The organism is Pseudarthrobacter sp. PvP004 (genome assembly GCF_017876035.1).
GTDB lineage: Bacteria > Actinomycetota > Actinomycetes > Actinomycetales > Micrococcaceae > Arthrobacter > Arthrobacter aurescens_A.
Genome location: NZ_JAGINL010000001.1, coordinates 1,187,600 through 1,207,234, shown reverse-complemented (window position 1 = coordinate 1,207,234; position 19,635 = coordinate 1,187,600). Strand labels below are relative to the sequence as shown.

The window sequence follows — 19,635 nt, the reverse complement described above, 5'->3', positions numbered from 1 at the left end:
GATCAGCCACCCTGCACCGTCACAAGATCCTTGAGAGACTCCATGAGCTTAGGACCGATGCCATCAACGGCGTCAAGTTCCTCCACGGATGCAAATGGGCCGTGCTCTTTCCGCCAGTCAATAATGCCTTGCGCAGTCACCGGCCCCACTCGGGGCAGCGTCCCCAGTTCTTCCAGTGAGGCAGTGTTGATGTTGACCTTGGCACCTCCGGCCGCAGGGCCGGCCGTTGCACCGGGGCTACCGGAACCGCCAGCTAGTGGCGATGGCGGAGGCTGCGGGACCTCCCCTACTTTCGGCACATGAATCTTGACCCCATCACTTAGCACCTCAGCAAGGTTGAGCCCGTTGAGTTCGGCGTTGGACGCAGCACCCCCGGCCGCATCTATCGCCTGGAAAACCCGGCTGCCCTCCGGTAAAGCCACCACGCCGGGCTTCTGCACGGCACCGGCAACGTGCACAAGAAGGCTCCTCCCAGCCTCCCTGGCCTCTGGATGCTGGGACTCTGACGGACTTGGTAGCCCGGGGCCCGCTGACATCGACGGTGTGAGGGGTTCAGAAATTGGCTGCCCCACGGCCGATTGCCACAAGTGCCAGGCAATAATGCCAGCTCCTACAACGGCGAGCAGGGCGGCAACCCGCCAAGGGGTTCGCCAACGAGTCCGCGCAGGACGGGTCTCGGATTTTCGATATGAGTGATCAGTCGTCGGATCCGCCTCGAGGGGCAGCTGTAAGAGCGGAGGTGTCTGGGGGTTCGCCCCGAGACGAGAGGCAAACCGCTGCCGGACTGCCTGCGCTGCGGCATCTGGGGACGTATCCCGGTTCCGGCGTGGCATGAAACGAGCCTATGACCGCCGCTGTCCGCCCGACGGGGACGAGGTGCTCTATGTGGATAAGACGAGCGAAGGGTCAGTCTGTTGGCGTGCTGCTCTCCCCCACGATGACTGCAAGAACACCTAAACCTGCATGTGCTGCCAACACAGCCGGCAGTGCGCTGATTTGAGGTGCCGGGCAATCCGGGCACTTCTCGCTAAGACGGGCGGCCAAGGCTTCTGCCTCCAACTGATTGCCAAAGTGGTGAACCGCCAATCGCTGCTGCCCGGCCGGGCGGGATGCCACGTCTGCTGCAACGATCTCCTCCAAACGGGCAACGGCGCGCACAGCGGAACGGACCTTTTCCAGCGGTACGATCCTGCCGCCGTCGACCGCCAGGATGGGTTTGATGGCCAGGACAGTACCGAACAGGGATGCTGCCGCGCCGATGCGCCCGCCCCGCCTCAATTGTTCGAGGCTGGGCACGTAGAAGTAGACCTTGGTCCGCTCCATGCGCTTCTCGGCGAAGCCGCGGACTTCTGCCGCTCCTTGGCCATCGGCTGCTGCCACCACTGCACTTTGGACTCCCATGCCTTGCGCCATCCCCACGGTGCGCGAGTCCACGACTTCAACCGGGATGGTGACGCGTGCGGCAGCCAACCTTGCGGAATCGGCGGTTCCGGAGAGTTCGGAGGAAATGTGGATGGACACCACAGCCTCAAATCCGTGGCGCTGCGCAGCGAGGTACGCCTGTTCAAACTGGCCAGGCGATGGCCGTGAAGTTTTCACCGAAGCGCCTGAGGCAAGAGCCAAAGACAGGGTCTGCGTGATGTCGTCTTCGCCTTCGCCGTAAATTTCGTTGCCCACCATGACTGGCATCGGAACAACCGCCAATCGGCCGTCCGCGGTGAAAGCAGACACCCAGTCCGACGGCAGGGCCGCGGCGGAATCGGTGACGACGGCAGTTTTGACGACGGCGGCCAGCGGCACGTCAGCGACAGGAACCGGTGCCGCGGGCTGCCGGAGGCGCGCCACTCTTTCCTTGAGCCATATCCATGCGGGTGGTTCTCGCTCAGGCACGCAACCTCCAAAGATGATGGCTGGCCGCCGGCAGAATGCCGGCGGCCGCACTATCCCTGCTAGGCAGGAACGATGTTCACCAGTTTAGGTGCCCGCACGATGACTGTACGGATGCCGCGGCCGTCCAAGGCACGCTGGACGTTCTCCGAGGCCAGGGCGAGCTCACGCAGCGAGTCCTCGGTGATGTCCGGCGAAACGTCCAGACGGTCGCGAACCTTGCCCTGCACCTGGACCACAGCGGTCACGGTGTCCTGCACCAGCAGTGCATCGTCGTGCTTCGGCCAGCCTGCATTCGCAACGGAAGCCGGGTGACCGAGCGTGTTCCACAAGTCTTCGGCCGTGTAGGGCGCAAAGAGGCTCAGGATCACGGCTACGGCTTCCACCGCTTCACGAACAGCCGGATCTGCGGCGCCTGCCCCCGAATCGATGGTTTTGCGCGTGGCATTGACCAACTCCATCAGGCGGGCAACCACGACGTTGAACTTGTTGTTGTCCAGCAGTTCAGCGGCATCGGCGATGGTCTTGTGGGTCACGGTGCGCAGGGCACGGTCACCTGTGGCCGGATCAACGCCCGGTTCGCTGCTGACGTCCTGGCCGAGGCGCCAGGCGCGGGCCAGGAATTTGGCCGAACCGGACGGCGAAACGTCCGCCCAGTCGACGTCGTCCTCAGGTGGGGAGGCGAAGACCATGGTAAGGCGAACGGCGTCGACACCAAACTTGTCCAACTGCTCGCCCAAATCCACGCCGTTGCCGAGGGACTTGCTCATGGCCTTGCCGCCGTTGAGCACCTGGCCCTGGTTGAGCAGCGCCGAGAACGGTTCGTTGGCCTCGATCAGGCCGATGTCCTTGATGACCTTGGTGAAGAAACGTGCGTACAGCAGGTGCAGGATGGCGTGTTCAACGCCGCCCACGTACTGCCCGACCGGCATCCAGTTGTTGATCTTTTCGGGATCGAACGGGCCTTCGGTGTAGTCCGGCGATACGAATCGCAGGAAGTACCAGGACGAGTCCACGAACGTATCCATGGTGTCAGTATCACGCTGCGCTGCACGGCCACAGTTGGGGCACTCTACGTTGACCCACTCGACGGCGGCGGCCAGTGGGGAGGTCCCCTTCGGCGACAACGCCTCACCGCGCAGGTTGTCGGGCAACCTGACGGGCAGCTGGTCATCTGGAACGGGCACTTCGCCACATTCGCCACAGTGGATGATGGGAATGGGGGTACCCCAGAAGCGCTGGCGGCTGAGCAGCCAGTCACGCAACCGGAAGTTGACGAACTTTTCGCCGGTTCCGAGCTTCTCGAGAATCTCGATCGCTGCGGGAATGCCTTCGGATTTGGAAAGGCCGTCCAACTCTCCGGAGTTCTTGAGCGTGCCTTCACCTGCAGTGGCAACGCCGGTCTCTGCGGGGTCCTCGTCACCGGTATCCAGTACCGCACGAACGGGCAGCCCGAAGGTCCTGGCAAAGTCGAGGTCGCGCTGGTCGTGTGCCGGGACGGCCATGATGGCGCCCGTGCCGTAGTCGGCCAGGACGTAGTCAGCGGCCCACACCGGGAGCTTTTCTCCGTTGAGCGGATTGATGGCGTAGCGGCCGGTGAAGACGCCGGTCTTCTCGCGCTCGGTGGACTGGCGCTCAATTTCCGAGAGTGCCTTGACCTTTTCGCGGTAGGCCATGAGTTCGTCGTGGTGTTCAGGCGTCACCAAATCCAGCGCCAGGTGAGCATCCGCAGCAACAACGAAGAAGGTTGCACCGTAGAGGGTGTCCGGCCGGGTGGTGAATACGGTGACTTCGCGCTCTGCCCGGTCCTCTGTGGCTTCGATGACAAAACGCACGTGGGCGCCCTCGGAGCGGCCGATCCAGTTTCGTTGCATGGCCAGGACGCGCTCGGGCCAGTGACCCTGCAGCTGGTCCATGTCCTCAAGGAGGCGGTCGGCGTAGTCCGTGATCTTGAAGTACCACTGGTTCAGGGACTTCTTGGTAACTGGCGTGCCGCAGCGTTCGCAGGCGCCATTGACTACCTGCTCGTTGGCGAGAACAGTCAGGTCCTTGGGGCACCAGTTGACGGGCGAGTCCTTGCGGTATGCCAGGCCACGCTCGTAGAAGCGCTTGAACAGCCACTGAGTCCACCGGTAGTACTCGGGGTCGGAGGTGTGGAGGCGGCGGGACCAGTCGGCGGAGATTGCGTAGCGTTTGAAGGACGCCGCCTGGGTGTCGATGTTGGCGTAAGTCCACTCGCTGGGATGCGCGTTACGCTTGATTGCAGCGTTCTCAGCGGGAAGTCCGAAGGAGTCCCAGCCGATGGGGTGCAGGACATCGAAGCCCTTCTGGCGCAGGTAGCGTGCCACGACGTCACCCATTGCGAAGGCTTCGGCGTGGCCCATGTGGAGGTCGCCGGAGGGGTAGGGGAACATGTCCAGCACGTAGCGGCGTTCCCGCGATCCGTCGTCGGCAGGCGTGAAGACTTTGAGGTCCTCCCAGACCTGCGGCCACTTGGCTTCCATCGCAGCGAAGCTGTAGACGCCTTCTTCGGGCGCTTCGGCTGCGGCTGTTTGTGCTGTTCCGGTCTCTGTCTCCGGCTGAACGCTCACTGCTGCCCTCTTCTGTTCTTCGATGGCGGTTTTGACTCCTGCTATGGCACCGGTAAGTCCCGGACACACAAAAGCCCCTCAACAATGGAGGGGCGGCCGCACGGCTAGTGAAAGCCGAGCGGCTAGATAAGCAGAAGGATCGCACGCATAGATCTACAATAGCGCACGATCCCCCTTCCACTCACCGGCAAATCGTGGTTGGCGACGCAGCGCGCAGCGTCGAAAAAGGGGCCGATGACTCCCCGCCATCGTGTGGCGGGTCCCCCCGTTGGGCCCCCGGCTGCGAGGGCCCACCGCGAGCTTGCGGGCGGAGGGAGCAGCTGGGGACGGGCGGGCGGGAGTCATCGGCCCCTTTTTGAACTACTTAACGTCTTCGTCGACCCAATCCATGGATTTGGTTACGGCCTTCTTCCAGAGCCGCAGCTGACGCTCCTGCTCCTCCACCGGCAGCTGCGGCTCCCAGCGCTTGTCCTCGTTCCAGTTTGCACTGAGCTCACCGAGGTCTTTCCAGAAACCGACGGCGAGGCCGGCCGCGTAGGCAGCACCGAGGGCCGTGGTTTCCACAACCTTCGGGCGAACTACAGGTACGCCCAGGATGTCTGCCTGGAACTGCATGAGTGCCTCGTTGGCCACCATGCCGCCGTCGACCTTCAACTCGGTGAGCGGAACGCCCGAGTCGGCGTTGACGGCGTCGAGAACCTCACGCGTCTGGAATGCAGTTGCTTCCAGTGCTGCGCGGGCAATATGACCCTTGTTGGCGAAGCGCGTGAGTCCGACGATTGCACCGCGTGCGTCTGCTCGCCAGTACGGTGCGAACAGGCCGGAGAAGGCCGGCACGATGTAGACGCCGCCATTGTCCTCGACGGCGGCAGCCAAGTCCTCAACCTCAGGAGCGGAGCTGATCAGGCCGAGGTTGTCACGGAGCCACTGGATCAGAGACCCGGTGACGGCGATGGAACCTTCAAGGGCGTAGTGCGGCTTGGCGTCCCCCAGCTTGTATCCAAGGGTGGTGAGCAGGCCGTTCTTTGAGTGAACGATCTCTTCGCCGGTGTTGAAGATCAGGAAGCAGCCGGTGCCGTAGGTGTTTTTGGCTTCGCCGGGCTGGAAAGCGGCCTGCCCGAAGGTTGCTGCCTGCTGGTCTCCGAGGATGCCGGCTACCGGCGTTTCGCGGAGCAGCTGCGAGGTGTGCACGTGGCCGTATACCTCGGAGGACGACTTGATGGCAGGCATCATGGAGGCCGGCACGCCGAAGATGTCCAGGATCTCCTGGTCCCACTGCAGGGTCTCGAGGTCCATGAACAAGGTGCGGGAAGCGTTGGTCACGTCAGTGACGTGCACGCCGCCGTCCACGCCGCCGGTCAGGTTCCACAGAACCCAGGCGTCAGTGTTGCCGAACAGGAGGTCGCCGGCTTCGGCTCGTTCGCGGGCGCCGTCCACGTTGTCCAGGATCCATTTGATCTTGGTCCCAGAGAAGTACGTGGCCAAAGGCAGGCCGACCTTCTGTTTGAAGCGCTCCACGCCCCCGTCTTGAGCCAGTTCATCCACGATGGACTGGGTGCGGGTGTCCTGCCAGACGATGGCGTTGTAAACGGCCTCGCCGGTGTTCTTGTCCCAGACGACCGCTGTTTCGCGTTGGTTGGTGATGCCGACGGCGGCAATGTCGTGCCGTGTCAGGTTCGCCTTGGACAGGGCGGAGCCGATCACCTCGCGGGTGTTGTTCCAGATTTCGGCGGGGTTGTGCTCCACCCAGCCGGCCTGCGGGAAGATTTGCTCATGCTCCATCTGGCCTGTGGACACGATGTTGCCCGTGTGGTCAAAAACGATGGCGCGGGAGCTGGTGGTGCCTTGGTCGATGGCGATGACGTATTGATTCATGGTGACGTCCTTGTCTTGGTTGTTAGCTAATCAGTGGTTATCTACAGCGTGCGGATAAGTGAGGTGCGTTCGGGATTAGCCGGCGAGTGCAGGCATGATGTCAGGGACCCAGAGGGCCACGAGGCCGGCAAGTGCTCCGCCAACAAGCGGTCCTACAACGGGAATCCATGAGTAGGCCCAGTCGCTGGTGCCCTTGCCCTTGATGGGGAGGACGGCGTGCGCGATGCGGGGGCCAAGGTCACGTGCAGGGTTGATGGCATAGCCGGTGGGGCCACCGAGGGAAACGCCGATACCAACAACAAGCAGTGCGACAGCCAGCGGGCCGAGACCCGAGGGGGTGCCGCCAAAGGTCAGGATGACGAAGACCAGGACGAAGGTGCCGATGATTTCAGTGATCAGGTTCCACGGGGTGGAGCGGATGGCCGGTCCGGTGGAGAAGGTGCCCAGCTTGTTGGCTGCCAGGGGCTCCTCATCGAAGTGCTGCTTGTAAGCGAGCCAGCAGACAACGGCACCCAGGAACGCGCCCAGGAGTTCAGCGCCGAAGTACGTCAGGGTGGAGGCGAAGTCCACCGGCACACCGGGTGCGTACTCTGGCTTGCCGTTGACCAGCAGGCCTAAAGTGACGGCCGGGTTAAGGTGCGCACCGGACTTTGCGGCCACGAAGACGCCCGCGAAGACCGCAATACCCCAGCCCCACGTCACCATCAAGAATCCACCGTTGTTGCCCTTGGTGCCTTTGAGCGCAACGTTTGCCACGACACCGCAACCCAGCAGGGTCAGCATCATGGTTCCGAATACTTCGGAAAGGAAAACAATTCCAAGAGACATCTTTGACTCCTCATTTTTCTGTTGTCAGCCTCCTCGCGGGTGAAGAGGCTGTTGGGACGGTTCCGTTGTCTCCGGAACCGTCCCGGTGTGGTGGTCCCCTGGCGGGCCCACCTACCCCATTCCGTCCCTACCGCACGCTGGGACGGTCAAGCTGTTTCCGCTGCTTGGTGTCAGGCTACGAGACTGTGCACGTCAACCTTGTGGAACCGTTGCAGTACCTCTTGGGCGTGGCGGATCTCCGCTTCACGGGCAGCGGCGTCCCAACCGAGCGGCTCGGCCAACGCTGCGGCGATCTCGTTGAGCAATTCGCCGGTGACCAGCCCACGGAACGCGAGTGACGTCCTGCGAATGAGGACATCCACCAGGTGCCCGATTTGCTCGTGCTCGGCCATGAAAGCCAGCTCCCGAACGCTCAGTTCGCGCGTGGAACGCAGCGGCGTGTCATGTCCCGCGTTCAGGTAGTCAATGACGGCGTCTGCCCGGGTTCCGTACCGGGTCAGCAGCACGGCTACGCGGTCAGCGTCCAGGCCCGGGCCCATGTGCTTCTTAATCCATTCCTGCTCGCCCTGTTCTGAGGCAGGGAAGCCGGCGCCGCCGCCGATGGCGAGTTTCGCCGTCGAGACTTTGCGTTCCATGCCCAGTTCGCGAAGGACGTCATTGCTCATGTGTTCGGCCAGGGCGCGGAACGTGGTCCACTTGCCGCCTACCAAGCTGAGTACGACGGCGGCCTTACCGCCTGGTGTTGGGACGGCGTCGCCGCCGGTGCGGACGCTGCGTTCGATGCGGTAATCGCGTGAGACGAATCCCGGCTGCGTTTCGTCGTGGCGCGGCAGGGGCCGAACTCCGGCGAAACTGTAGACGATCTGCTCCCGCTCCACCTTGATGGTGGGGAACACGTGGCCGACGAGGTCGAAGAAGTAGTCGATCTCTTCATCCGTGCACACTGCGTCTTCGGACATATCAGCGTCCACATCCGTGGTGCCGACCAGCACGCGGTCCCCCATGGGGTAGATCAGGACGATGCGGCCATCGGTGTGCTCGAAGAAGATCTCCCGGCCGTTGCACGCGGCGAGCAGTTCCGGGTGGTCAAGGACGATGTGCGATCCTTTGGTGCCGCCCATGAACTTGCTGACGGCGCCCATGGCCTGGTTGGTGAGGTCTACCCAGGCGCCGGTGGTGTTGACGATGACGTCGGCCTGGAAGTCGAATTCCTTGCCGGTCAGTTCATCGCGGAGCCGCACTCCGTCCGAACCCATGGAGACAAGCGAGACGTAGTTGCTGGCGCGGGCGCTTCCTCCTGGGAGTCCCCCACCTCGGCCTGCCTTCTCGCCATCCTGGAGGACGTCGAGGGTGAGGCGCTCGGGGTTGTGAACCGAAGCGTCAAAGTACGTGGCCGCGTACTTGATGCCGGAGTGCAGCTTGGGGAGCTCGGCCAAGGCCTTTGTCCGGCCGCGGAACTGGTGGCGGGGTACGCTGCCGCCGTCGCGGGAGAAGAAGTCGTACATGCTCAGGCCAACCTTGATGAGGAACGCGCCACGCTCCTTGGGCTTGCCCTGTTTGTGGGTGAGGAAGCGCATGGGTGCGGACAGGATGCCGGAGAACGTGCTGAAGATCGGGATGGTGGTCTGCAGTGGCTTCACGTAGTGCGGCGCAATCCGCAGCAGACGGTTGCGCTCAACCACGGATTCCTGGACCAGGCGGAACTCGCCGTTTTCGAGGTAGCGGATGCCGCCGTGGATCATGTGGGACGAGGCGCCACTTGCACCTTGGCAGTAGTCACCGCGTTCAACAAGCGCTACGTCGACGCCTTGAAGGGCGAGATCGCGGAACGTTCCCACACCATTGATGCCACCGCCGATGATGAGTACCTTGGCCGAAGGCCGCTCCTGCAACGCAACGACGGAGTCGCGCTGTGTGTGCTGTGAGGTACCGGAAATCCTGTTGTGTCCCAAAACTGCTCCCTTGGGCTTGGTTCGTGCGCCGCGCCACTCGCTGCTGCACCGTTCACCACTAATCTTGCGAAGGTGGAAAATGGAGTCAAGCTATTTGCACAAACGTGCAGTAAGGAAATGAGATGGCACGATCACGTCACTCGGATGCGCTCCGGGCTGCACAGATGTACTACCTGCAAGACCTGACCATGGATGCCATTGCCCGGGAGCTGAGGACATCCAGGTCCACGGTGTCCAGGCTGTTGTCTTCGGCGAGGGAAACAGGCTTGGTTCAGGTTCAGATTCGAAGCCCTTTTGATACCGGCCCTGAGCTGGAAAGCCAGATCCGGAACCAGTACGGCGTGGACGTCCACGTGGTTCCGGTGCTGGACACGCTCAACGAAGCAGAGACCCTGGACCGCGTAGCCATGCAGGCTGCACGAACAATAGGCCCTCTGGTGGACTCGAATGCCATCATCGGTGTGGCCTGGGGCGCGACGCTGAGCGCCGTCAGCCGGCACCTCACCCGAAAGATGACCCACGACAGCATCGTGGTCCAGCTCAATGGCGCTGGAAACATGCAAACCACCGGAATTACCTATGCCAGTGACATCATGCGGCGCTTCGGCAGTGCGTACGGGGCCCGCGTGGAACAGTTCCCTGTTCCTGCGTTTTTTGATCACGCCTCCACCAAGACAGCCATGTGGAATGAGCGCAGCGTTCAGCGCATCCTGGACTTGCAAGCCCGCATGAGCATCGCAATCTTCGGCGTCGGGTCTGTGGATTCGGATTACCCGAGCCATGTCTATGCCGGTGGTTACCTCGATGAACACGACCTCACCATGTTGGCCGCCGACGATGTGGTGGGCGACGTAGCCACGGTCTTCTTCAGGAGCGATGGATCCTCTGATGGCATCACCTTGAATGAGAGGTCGACCGGGCCCAGCCATGAACAATTGCGGCAAGTCAGGCGCCGTATCTGCGTGGTCTCCGGCGCATCCAAGATCAACGGCCTCCAAGGAGCCTTGGCTGCGGGGCTGGCGACGGACCTTATTCTGGACGAAGCCTCAGCCCGACGCCTGGTGAGTTTCAATGGTCATTCCTGAAGCAATCGTGCAAGGAATGGGTAGAGTCGTTGCTATGAGATCCCCATCCAAGCTGACATCAAACAGGCTGGCATTGAATAACGGCGTACAGATGGAACGCATGGGATACGGGCTCTACAAAGTTCCCGCCAAAGACGCAGAAGCTTTGGTGTCCACGGCTTTGGGTGAGGGCTACCGGCGATTTGATACTGCAGCGATGTACGGCAACGAGGTAGGGGTGGGCCGCGCCCTCGGCGGCGCTATCGGCGATGCCGCGGAAGCCAACAGGGGTACCGGCGGCTCTGGAGAGTCGGTGCACTCACTTGCACGTGAGGACCTCTTCGTCACCACCAAGGTCTGGAACGACGATCACGGCTACGATGCCACGCTCCGCGCATTCGATACGTCCATTTCAAACCTTGGCCTCGACTACGTGGACCTTTACCTCATTCATTGGCCGTGTGCCGGCCGTGGCCTTTATGCGGAAAGCTACAAAGCCATGGAGACCCTCTACCGTGAAGGCAAGGTGAGGGCGATCGGTGTTTCCAATTTCCAGCCCGGACACCTTGAAGAACTCATGCAGAAGGCCGAAGTTGTCCCCGCGGTAAACCAGATCGAGTTGCACCCTTGGTTGCAGCAAACCAGGCTGCGGACCTTGCATGAACAGTTGGGGATCGCCACAGAGGCTTGGAGCCCCCTCGGCCGTGGGCAGGTCCTGGCTGACCCTGCCATTGTGTCGCTCGCCGAGAAGTATGGAAGGACCCCGGCCCAGATCATTCTGCGCTGGCATCTTCAGCTGGGGAACCTGGTCATCCCCAAGGCGAGTTCGGCGGGACGGATCAAGGAAAACTACGCCGTCTTTGATTTTGAACTGGACGCCGCGGACATGGACGGCATAGCCACGCTCGAACGCCACCATCGGACCGGGTCCCACCCGGACAACGTAAACTAGGAACAAACGAATGGACAACGTGGACACCGCGCACTCCCCACGAGGTGCGCAGGCCCCCAGCGAATTCTTCAGCAAATCCTTGCAGGGGCGGACCCATGCCTCGGACGTTGAGGTGGACGGCAGCAACGTAGCGTACTGGACTTACGAACCGGTCATGGTCACTCCAATGACACGCACCATCCTGGTGATCCATGGCTTCCGGGGAGACCACCACGGGCTGCTGCGCGTGGCCGATCAACTTCCGGAGATGCGGATCATCATGCCGGACCTGCCCGCCTTCGGGAGTTCGGAGCCCTTCGTCGACGATGAGCACAGTGTTGAACGCTATGGAACGTTCATCTCCGGTTTCATGGCCGCCCTCGACTTGGATGACAAGACTGTCCTGCTGGGCCACTCCTTCGGCTCAATCGTGGCCAGCCACTTCACCGCCGCGAATCCGGGAACCGTCTTTCCGCTGATCCTGATCAACCCCATTGCTGCGCCCGCATTGGAAGGCCCCAAAGGCATCATGACCAAGCTTGCGGTGCTGTATTACCAGGCGTCCGCCAAGCTTCCCCGCCCTCTGGGACTGGCCGTCCTTCGCAATCGGCTGATCGTTCGCATCATGAGCATCACCATGGCCAAAACCAAGGATAAGGGCCTGCGCAGTTTCATCCACGGCCAGCATGACGCCTACTTCAGTGCCTTCGCGGACCGGAAGAGCCTGCTCGAATCGTTCAAGGCTTCCGTCTCAGGCAATGTGGCCGAGGTCGCCGAACAACTTACTCTCCCCGTGCTGTTGGTCGCCGGCGAGAAGGATGAAATAGCCACTCTCCCCAACCAGTACAAACTCATGAAACGACTACCTGACGCAAAGCTGGAAGTGATTCCCGGCGTCGGGCATTTAATCCACTATGAGACGCCGGTTCCGGCGGCAGAAGCAATCCGCACCTTCCTGGAGGAACATCCCGCGTGAAAATTGTCATCGACGCCCGCTTTACCCGAACGGACCACCACGATGGCATCAGCCGCTACGGTTCCAGCCTCATAGCCGCAACGTCCAAAATCGCCGACGTCACCATGCTGATCAGCGACAAGCGCCAACTGGCCCTGCTGCCCGACGTTCCGTATGTCATGGTCAACAGCCCCTTGTCTCCCTTGGAGCTGTTCGTCGCCCGCAAGGTCAACCCCCTGGGTGCCGACGTGGTGGTGTGTCCCATGCAGACCATGGGCACCGTGGGCCGCCGATACGGGCTGGTACTGACCCTGCACGACCTCATTTACTACGAACACCCGACTCCCCCGGGCTTCCTGCCTGCCCCCGTGCGCCTGTTGTGGCGCCTCTACCACAAGGCGTTCTGGCCACAGCGATTCCTGCTTAACCGGGCGGACATCGTGGCTACCATCAGCCGCACCACCGAGGCCCTCATAGCCAAGTACAAGCTGACAAAGCGTCCCGTGCGCATTGTGGGCAACGCACCCCAACCGGGCCAGACAGCGCGCGACCCCGAGGCAGGCGCGGACAAGTCCCTGCTCTACATGGGTTCGTTCATGCCGTACAAGAACGTGGAAACCATGATCCGGGGTATGTCCGGCCTGCACGACTACACCCTTCACCTGCTCAGCAGGATCACTCCGCAGCGCAAAGCAGAACTGGAGGCGATGGTTCCTGAGGGAGCCAAGGTCCTTTTCCACAACGGTGTTACTGATGCCGAATACGACGAACTCCTCCTCAGGGCCACCGCGTTGATCAGCCTGTCACGAGCCGAAGGGTACGGTTTGCCGTTGGTGGAGGCGATGGCCTTGGGCACCCCCGTTATCGCAAGCGATATTCCGATTTTCCGTGAAGTGGGTGGGGACGCCGTCAGCTACGTCCACCCCGAATCGCCGACGGAATTCGCGGCCGCTGTGACGGCCCTTGCCGACGACGCACTTTGGCAGCAACGCTCCCGCCGGTCCGCGGAGCGCGCGGCAGAATTCAACTGGGACGAGTCTGCGCGGCAGCTCGTGGCTGCGGCGGAAGAAGTCGTGGCCCGGCGCGCACGCAAGACCCGGGAACGCGCTTAGCGCACTCCCAGGTCCCGGGGCGGCAGCCTGTCATCCAGTAGTCGCTCTTGACGCAGGCTGGTTGGTTACGGAGGATGCAATCTCTTCGTAGGGCCGCAGTCGGAACAGGGCGACGGCCGCGAGGAGGACCACCACGGCCACTCCGATGTAGAGCTGGTGGGGGTTCCATCCGTTGTCAAGCAGCGCGCCGACCGCAATGGGAGCGAGGATGGCACCGGCCCGGCCAATACCAATCCCCCAGCCCACACCCGTGGTGCGGACACCAGGCTCGTAGGTCATGGGAGCCACGGTGTAGAGGCCAGCGATGCAACCGTTGACGAGCATCCCGACGACCACGCCGGACGAGAACGCCAGCAGCGGCAGGGGGCTTGTGGTGATGAACAGGACGAGGGTCACGGCCGAGAGCACCGTGAAGACCATGAGGGTCAACCGCGCGTCCCACCGGGTGGTGAGCACGCCGAAGAGCAGCGAACCGAAGGTTCCGCCCATGGTGAGCATGAGTCCCCCGATGATGCCCTGCTGCTCCGTCATCCCTGATTCCACGAGCAGCCGGGGCGTCCATGAGTTGGCGAAGTAGAAGCCGAACATGATGACGAAGAAGGAGATCCAAAGCAGGATGCTGGCCGTGCGGTACCGCGGGCTCAGGAGCACGGCCACGCTGCCCTGCTGCTTACCGGCACTCACAGGGGCAGGACCGGGATTGACGTCACCCTCGAGACCGAGACGGCCGGCGATGCGCTGGAGCTTCCCGGCCGCGCCCGCCGGTCGCCGGGTGCGGAGGTAGTCGACGGACTCTGGCATGAGGACAACCACCAGAGCGATCGCCAACAGAGTCAGCAGGCCACCAACGAGGAACACGGAGCGCCACCCGAAGGCGGGGATGAGCTGGGTCGCTCCCATCCCCCCGAGCGTGGCACCTACTCCATAGCCCGCGGTGAAGATGCTGACGGCCATACCGCGACGGCGGGCATTGGCGAACTCACTCGTGATCACAGTCGCAGAGGCGAGGATGCCGCCCACACCCAGTCCTGTGACGACGCGCCATAGGCCGAGCTCGAGCGCGGAGTTCGCTGTTGTGGACAGCAACAGTCCGACCGCGTTGATCGCCAGTGCGACGATGAGGATCTTGCGCCGGCCGTAGCGGTCCGCGAAGGGCCCGAGGACGAGCGAACCCACGGCCATACCGATGAGGCCCGCGCTGAGCAGCCAGCCAAGCTGGGAACCGGAGAGTCCGAACTCCTTGGTCACGGATGTGGCTGTAAAGGCCATGGCCAGCACGTCGTAGCCGTCGAGGGCGTTGAGGAAGGTGGTCACCGCGATGATGATCCACTGGTAAGACGACATCTTGGATGCGTCGATCTGGTGTCTGATGTCCATGGTACTGATGCCTCTCAGGGAACGTCGATGGTGAGGATGGTGGGACGGGGCGTCAGGACTGTGCCCGGTTCGGCAGCGACCACCCGCGAGACGCAGCAACACATTTTGGTGGTGGGTTCCTTCTGGCGGTCCGAGTAGAAAACGTCGCGGTGGTCGATCCGTCCGGCGAGCTCAAGGACCTTGACCTGGCACAGGCCGCACTCGCCCTTGCGGCAGTCCGACATCATGTCCACACCATCGCGCTCGAGGGCCTCCAGCACGGTCTCATCGGAGCCGACATGTGTCTCTACCCCCAGCCGCGGTATCCGCACGGTGAATGGTTCTGCCTCGTACCAGCCGCTGTTGCCGAAAGTCTCGTAGCGCAGGTTTGTGGGCTCGAGCTCCCGCTCGGTCCATGCACGGCGGACAGCGTCCATGAGCCGAATGGGCCCGCACATGTAAAACTCTGCGTCCTCGGGGGCTGAGCCCACGAGGGCCCGGACGTCAAGGGGAACCCCCTCCGCGTCGATGTGCGCCTCGAAGCGGTCTCCGTGCATGGCGGCGAGGTCATCCAGGTAGGCCATCGCATCCCGGGAGCGGGCCACATAGACGAGGCGGTAGTCGGCGCCGAGGCGGCGCAGCAACGCGGCCATCCCGGCGATTGCGGTGATGCCGATGCCCCCGGCAAGCAAGACGTAGGAGGGGGCTCCGATCCGCAGCGGGAAGTTCTGCAACGGCTGGGTGATCTCCAGGCGCTGCCCGGGCTGGAGAGAGTGCATGAACACGGATCCGCCGCGGGAGGTGGGGGTCCGGAAGACGCTGAGGGCGAGGTGCGTGCCATCGTCGGCGGCATTGACCACGGAGTATGAGCGGACGTGCTGCTCGCCTTCGATGGTCGTGCGGACATCCACGTGCTCGCCGGGACGAATGGCGCAGGGACGCTCCGGACGCAGGACGATGCGGCGGATGTTCTCGGCCACGTCGGATACGGCGTCGACGACGGCCTGCTGCCACAGGATGTGATGGGAATCGGCCACGGTTTTCTCCCCTGCTCAGCTGCCCGGCAGGGCGGCGAGGCGGCCCTCGACTTCGAGCGCACGCTCCAGGAGCCGGCGCACCCACATCCCGCCCATGTCGATGTTGAGGTTGTAGAACTCGTAGTCGGGGTTGGCGTCGATGGCCGCCTGCTGCGCAAGGAGCATGGCCTCGTCTTCGCCGAAGACCCCGTGCACGCCGTTGCGCAGCTGTGTGGTGATGAGCTGGCTCTCCAACCGGTAGTTGCGCATGAACGCCCAGAAGTAGTGGCAGGAACGTTCGGTCTCCGGCGTGATGGTGTTCATGACGTAGCCGTTCACCCCGCGGGAGCGGTCGCCCTCGGGGGCTCCGGTCCCGGCCTCGGCGACCCCGACGTCGATGCAGATGGTGGAGGGGAAGTAGTAATGGATGATCTGCCAGCGGTCCACCTTTCCCTCGAAGTCCGGGAACTTGTCCCGCATGTTCTTCAGCCAAAACGGTGGCGCGTCAATGTTGCGCATCCAGCGGGTGACAGTGACGGATGTCTCGTCGTGGGTCACCTCGAACTCGGACTCGGACAGTTCCTCTTGCCCGATCGAGGAGCTGTGCACGAACTCCTCGTGGGTGAGGTCCATGAGGTTGTCGAGGACCAGCTGGTAGTTGCATGGGGCGTGGATGGTCTCGCCGTCTCCCGCCCACTCGGGGCTGTCCAACTGGTGCATGTCCGGCAACAGGCCCGGGTCGGCCTTCGTAGGATCACCGAGCCAAACCCACACATAGCGGTACCGCTCGACCACAGGGAAAGAGGGCACCGTGGCTGAGGGATTGAGGGTTTCCTGCGCAGGCATCGAGGTGCAGCGGCCAGCAGCGTTGTAACGCAGCCCGTGGTACGGGCACTGGATCTCGTCACGGCCCACGAGTTTCCCCTGGGAGAGCGGGGCAAGACGGTGCCAGCAAGCGTCGGCCAGTGCGACGGCGCGGCCGTCTCCTGTTCGGTAGAGGGCCAGAGGGCGGCCGGCGATGGTGCGGGCCAGAATCCCTTTGGCGGAAATCTCATGATCCCACCCCGCCACGAACCATGCGTTGAGCGGAGAGGGCAGGAGCTTGGCGGTGGATGTGGTCTTTGTTGCAGAGACAGTCATGAAGCGGTCCTCATCTTTGAGCGGGCCGGAGAGAAGAAAATAACTATCAACATAGTTATTTGGTGACGTGAGACACATACTATCTATCTCGATAGTGGTTTGCAAAGCTCTTCTGGGGCTAAGCTGTAATTGCCGTCCTGAAAGGAGCGCCTGTGACCCTTCGCTCAGCTCTGCTGGCACTGCTGTCCTCAGGTCCGCTGACAGGCTACGACTTGGTCAAGCAGTTCAGCTCTTCCGTGGGCCACGTCTGGCACGCCCCCGACTCCCAGATCTACCCGGAGCTGCGAAGGATGCACGCCGAGGGCCTACTCTCCAGCAGGCCTGTGCCGTGGGGCACCCGCGGAGCGACGAAAACGGAGTATGCCCTTGCGCCGGCAGGCGAGGCGGCTCTGATCGAGTGGCAGAATCAGCCGCTCACCTACGTCCGGGACCGGGACCCTGCGCGCCTCAGGGCCGCTTACTTCGAGTGGGCCCCGTCCGGCGTGGCGGCTGCGCAGCTGCGAGCTCACATCGCCCATTACGACGAACAACGCCTCCAAACTCTGTACATGATCCAAGCTCTCGAGCAGCGCACCCATCCCACGCTTGCCCGGCGCCTCGCCCTGTACTCCGAAGAGGAACGAGAGCATATTGTCCGCTTCAAGGTCTTCGCCTATGAAGGTCAGCTTGCCCATGCCGAGCAGGAAATCGCGTGGGCGAAGCGCGGCCTGCAGATACTTGAAGATATAGAGAACCCCGGAACGTCTGATCCAGTGAATGAACCAGGGACCTAGAGGACGTCTACGCCGTCCAAGCGCAACTGAACGGGTCCTGAGGTACGCTTAGCGGCATTTGCTACCTTCACGGCCCGCATGGCACGGGTGGCGGTCGCAGCGTCAGCGTAGGGAATGAAGTAGAGGGTCCTGACCTCCGAATCGCTCTCTTCGGCTGACGACTGGGCTCCTCCAAACAGGTGCACCGGCGCAGGTCCGGCTTTGCGAAGTTTCGGTGCCGACGCCAACTCGGCGTTGGCTTCCAGCGCGTCACTGAAATGCACGACGTCGGCCCTTGCGCCTGTCACGGAAGCTACCCTGACTGCGGGTGGCAGCTGCAGTTCCTTCCGAAGCGCCAGTTCGCGCGATGCGTAGCCGGAAGCATCCCACCGCAACAGTGCTCCCGTCGCCGCGGTGTCATCCGCAGTAATCACCACGAGCCCACCTTGGCTGGCTGGCTTCACGAGGGAGGCGGCATTGAACCACCGGCGAACAGTGTCCTCCCCCGCCCGCAGATTCTCCCGCCGGAGCAGCGAGTTGCCGTCCAACAGCAGGGCAGCCGCGTAACCGTTTGGGGCAACAGGCTCGGCACCCACCGTAGCGACTATCAGTGCGGGTGCATCCGGGACTGTTGCCTTGATGTGTTCGCCGGAGGACGTCACGACGGCCTTGCCGGGGAAGGCCCGTCCCAATTCCTCGGCAGTACGCATGACTCCAGCCGCTCCACGGCGCAGCTTTGTCCCACTGCAGTGGGTGCAACGCCATTGAGGAGCGGGGGTGGAGCACCACCGGCATGCCGGCATCGCGGAACTGCTGGACACGGCCAAGGGGCCCCGGCAGGCGTTGCAGCGCGCTAGTTCCCGGCACGTCTCGCACACCAAGGACGGGGCGTATCCCGCGCGGGCTACCTGGACCAGAACCGGGCCGCGCTCCAGGCCCTCCTTTGCCGCACGCCACGCCGCGCCAGGCAAACGCGCAATGCGCGCCAACGGATCGCGCTCTTGCTCGAAACTGTCCGCCGTGTTGAGAACCCGGGGCACCCTAGAGCGGACATGTGTGCGCGGAGCTTCAATGGGCACTGCCCACCGCATTTCAACGAGGCGTTGAAGTTCAGTGCTGCGGCTATGGGACGCCATGAGGCAGGCGGCATGCTCCTGCTCGGCGCGGAGCAGAAGGACCTCCCTGGTGTGTGCATAAGGAGCCCGTTGCTCGATGTGGAGGTCGTCGCCGTCGTCCCAGCACACCACCAAGCCAAGGTCGCGGACGGGAGCATACGCCGCCGAACGTGTGCCGATGGCGACCCCCGCCGCACCGGTCAATAGACGCAGGAAATTCCGGTAGCGAGGCGTTTGCCCATCATCCGCGGTGAGCCGGGCGACGTCCGAAGACGGCAGGACGTTGGCAAGCGCCGCCTCCAACTGCTCAAGATCCCGGTAATCCGGCACTACCACCACGGCTCCCCGGCCTGAGGAACGGACCGTGGCAACGGCTGACGCCACGAGGGCGGGCCAACCACCAGGACCGAACCCTTGTAGGGCCGTCAGGACAGCCTTGGGCGAACCACCACTGGCTAGGTGCTGCAGGTACGGCGCTCCGTTGGAGTACGCCGCCCACGCACGGGCATCCGTGAACGGTTTCAGGTCCGCTGCGTCGGCGTCGAGATCTCCGGCCAAAAATTCCTTCTCCACCTTGGCCACACGGGGAGGCACAGCCGTCCGGAGAACATCGCTGAGCGTACCGGCGTACCGGGCAGCGACCGCGCCGGCCAACTCGGAGATAGCAGGGGTCAGGACAGCCAGCGGGGACACGACTTTATTCAGGACCGTCAGCGGATGGGCTGCATCCGAGTCCACACGCCGCTCGACGACGTAACCATTGAGCTCCTGGCCGTTGAACTTCACCTTTACACGAACACCGGGAACCGCAGTTTCGGACAGCTCCGCGGGAACGCTGTAGTCAAAGGGCCTGTCCAAGTGCGGCACGGAAGACTCCAGGACGACGCGCGCAACGGGATTCACAGCTGCCAACGGAGGTCCGTTGACAGGAACCCGGTCCGGGAAACCTTGCAGCAGCGAGGGTTGAAGCAACGATGGCTGGGCCTCGTGTCCTGCCATACTTCACCTCCACCTCATCGCGCGGAAAACCACTGCGCACCATCAACTCCACTGCGCACCAT

Annotated in this window: 15 protein-coding genes; 5 read left to right on the top strand and 10 right to left on the bottom strand. The window is 63.0% G+C overall.

All coding sequences use genetic code 11. From position 1 onward, the window contains the following. Positions 1-2: 2 nt before the first annotated feature. The 6 genes from J3A64_RS23605 to J3A64_RS05490 all read right to left on the bottom strand — a co-directional run bounded on the left by J3A64_RS23605 (position 3) and on the right by J3A64_RS05490 (position 9,133). Positions 3-458 (bottom strand): helix-hairpin-helix domain-containing protein, encoded by a 456-nt coding sequence (locus tag J3A64_RS23605; protein ID WP_286139663.1) that lies wholly within the window; start codon positions 456-458, stop codon positions 3-5. 448 nt (positions 459-906) lie between these two features. Beyond that, the gene (locus J3A64_RS05510) at positions 907-1,890 is read right to left on the bottom strand and encodes a DegV family protein (RefSeq protein ID WP_374100533.1); all 984 of its coding nucleotides are present in this window, start codon (positions 1,888-1,890) and stop codon (positions 907-909) included. 59 nt (positions 1,891-1,949) lie between these two features. Further along, on the bottom strand, positions 1,950-4,478 hold the full coding sequence (gene leuS / locus J3A64_RS05505) for a leucine--tRNA ligase (protein WP_210063775.1): 2,529 nt from the start codon (positions 4,476-4,478) through the stop codon (positions 1,950-1,952). Between the two features lie 360 nt (positions 4,479-4,838). Continuing rightward, the gene (gene glpK, locus J3A64_RS05500; protein WP_026005314.1) at positions 4,839-6,353 is read right to left on the bottom strand and encodes a glycerol kinase GlpK; all 1,515 of its coding nucleotides are present in this window, start codon (positions 6,351-6,353) and stop codon (positions 4,839-4,841) included. 75 nt (positions 6,354-6,428) lie between these two features. Continuing rightward, positions 6,429-7,181, bottom strand: coding sequence for an MIP/aquaporin family protein (locus J3A64_RS05495; protein ID WP_011774933.1), 753 nt, complete (start codon positions 7,179-7,181; stop codon positions 6,429-6,431). Between the two features lie 170 nt (positions 7,182-7,351). Beyond that, entirely contained in the window at positions 7,352-9,133 is a 1,782-nt protein-coding gene (locus J3A64_RS05490; RefSeq protein WP_011774934.1) for a glycerol-3-phosphate dehydrogenase/oxidase, read from the bottom strand. A gap of 122 nt (positions 9,134-9,255) precedes the next feature. Here J3A64_RS05490 and J3A64_RS05485 point away from each other — a divergent pair, with 122 nt between their 5' ends. Genes J3A64_RS05485 through J3A64_RS05470 form a run of 4 tightly spaced genes read left to right on the top strand, consistent with a single transcriptional unit; the run spans position 9,256 to position 13,195 of the window. Then, positions 9,256-10,218 (top strand): sugar-binding transcriptional regulator, encoded by a 963-nt coding sequence (locus J3A64_RS05485; protein WP_011774935.1) that lies wholly within the window; start codon positions 9,256-9,258, stop codon positions 10,216-10,218. Positions 10,219-10,252: 34 nt separating this feature from the next. Then, the gene (locus tag J3A64_RS05480) at positions 10,253-11,149 is read left to right on the top strand and encodes an aldo/keto reductase (protein WP_210063774.1); all 897 of its coding nucleotides are present in this window, start codon (positions 10,253-10,255) and stop codon (positions 11,147-11,149) included. A 10-nt stretch (positions 11,150-11,159) separates the two neighbouring features. After that, on the top strand, positions 11,160-12,104 hold the full coding sequence (locus J3A64_RS05475) for an alpha/beta fold hydrolase (RefSeq protein ID WP_210063773.1): 945 nt from the start codon (positions 11,160-11,162) through the stop codon (positions 12,102-12,104). Continuing rightward, positions 12,101-13,195 carry a glycosyltransferase family 1 protein gene (locus J3A64_RS05470; protein ID WP_011774938.1) on the top strand — a complete coding sequence of 365 codons (1,095 nt, stop codon included), beginning with the start codon at positions 12,101-12,103 and terminating at the stop codon, positions 13,193-13,195. The genes J3A64_RS05475 and J3A64_RS05470 overlap by 4 nt, the downstream gene beginning before the upstream one ends. Before the next feature lie 30 nt (positions 13,196-13,225). Here J3A64_RS05470 and J3A64_RS05465 read toward each other — a convergent pair whose 3' ends face one another. Genes J3A64_RS05465 through J3A64_RS05455 form a run of 3 tightly spaced genes read right to left on the bottom strand, consistent with a single transcriptional unit; the run spans position 13,226 to position 16,707 of the window. Next, positions 13,226-14,572, bottom strand: a complete 1,347-nt coding sequence (locus tag J3A64_RS05465; RefSeq protein ID WP_210063772.1) for an MFS transporter — start codon at positions 14,570-14,572, stop codon at positions 13,226-13,228. A 14-nt stretch (positions 14,573-14,586) separates the two neighbouring features. Next, positions 14,587-15,588, bottom strand: coding sequence for a PDR/VanB family oxidoreductase (locus tag J3A64_RS05460; RefSeq protein WP_210063771.1), 1,002 nt, complete (start codon positions 15,586-15,588; stop codon positions 14,587-14,589). A 15-nt stretch (positions 15,589-15,603) separates the two neighbouring features. Next, positions 15,604-16,707: an aromatic ring-hydroxylating dioxygenase subunit alpha gene (locus J3A64_RS05455; RefSeq protein WP_210063770.1), complete on the bottom strand. Its 1,104-nt coding sequence runs from the start codon at positions 16,705-16,707 to the stop codon at positions 15,604-15,606. Between the two features lie 152 nt (positions 16,708-16,859). On the opposite strand from J3A64_RS05455, the gene J3A64_RS05450 reads away from it, so the two are divergent. Continuing rightward, positions 16,860-17,480 carry a PadR family transcriptional regulator gene (locus J3A64_RS05450; protein ID WP_011774941.1) on the top strand — a complete coding sequence of 207 codons (621 nt, stop codon included), beginning with the start codon at positions 16,860-16,862 and terminating at the stop codon, positions 17,478-17,480. Here the strand turns inward: J3A64_RS05450 and J3A64_RS05445 are convergent. Next, entirely contained in the window at positions 17,477-19,573 is a 2,097-nt protein-coding gene (locus J3A64_RS05445; RefSeq protein WP_210063769.1) for a primosomal protein N', read from the bottom strand. The genes J3A64_RS05450 and J3A64_RS05445 overlap by 4 nt on opposite strands. Positions 19,574-19,635 lie beyond the last annotated feature (62 nt).

Bases quoted from the DNA above. Each gene is read 5' to 3' on its own strand.
- glpK (WP_026005314.1), bottom strand. From the start codon at position 6,353: ATGAATCAATACGTCATCGCCATCGACCAAGGCACCACCAGCTCCCGC.
- J3A64_RS05445 (WP_210063769.1), bottom strand. From the start codon at position 19,573: ATGGCAGGACACGAGGCCCAGCCATCGTTGCTTCAACCCTCGCTGCTG.
- J3A64_RS05495 (WP_011774933.1), bottom strand. From the start codon at position 7,181: ATGTCTCTTGGAATTGTTTTCCTTTCCGAAGTATTCGGAACCATGATG.
- J3A64_RS05455 (WP_210063770.1), bottom strand. From the start codon at position 16,707: ATGACTGTCTCTGCAACAAAGACCACATCCACCGCCAAGCTCCTGCCC.
- J3A64_RS05465 (WP_210063772.1), bottom strand. From the start codon at position 14,572: ATGGACATCAGACACCAGATCGACGCATCCAAGATGTCGTCTTACCAG.
- J3A64_RS05485 (WP_011774935.1), top strand. From the start codon at position 9,256: ATGGCACGATCACGTCACTCGGATGCGCTCCGGGCTGCACAGATGTAC.
- J3A64_RS05480 (WP_210063774.1), top strand. From the start codon at position 10,253: ATGAGATCCCCATCCAAGCTGACATCAAACAGGCTGGCATTGAATAAC.
- J3A64_RS05475 (WP_210063773.1), top strand. From the start codon at position 11,160: ATGGACAACGTGGACACCGCGCACTCCCCACGAGGTGCGCAGGCCCCC.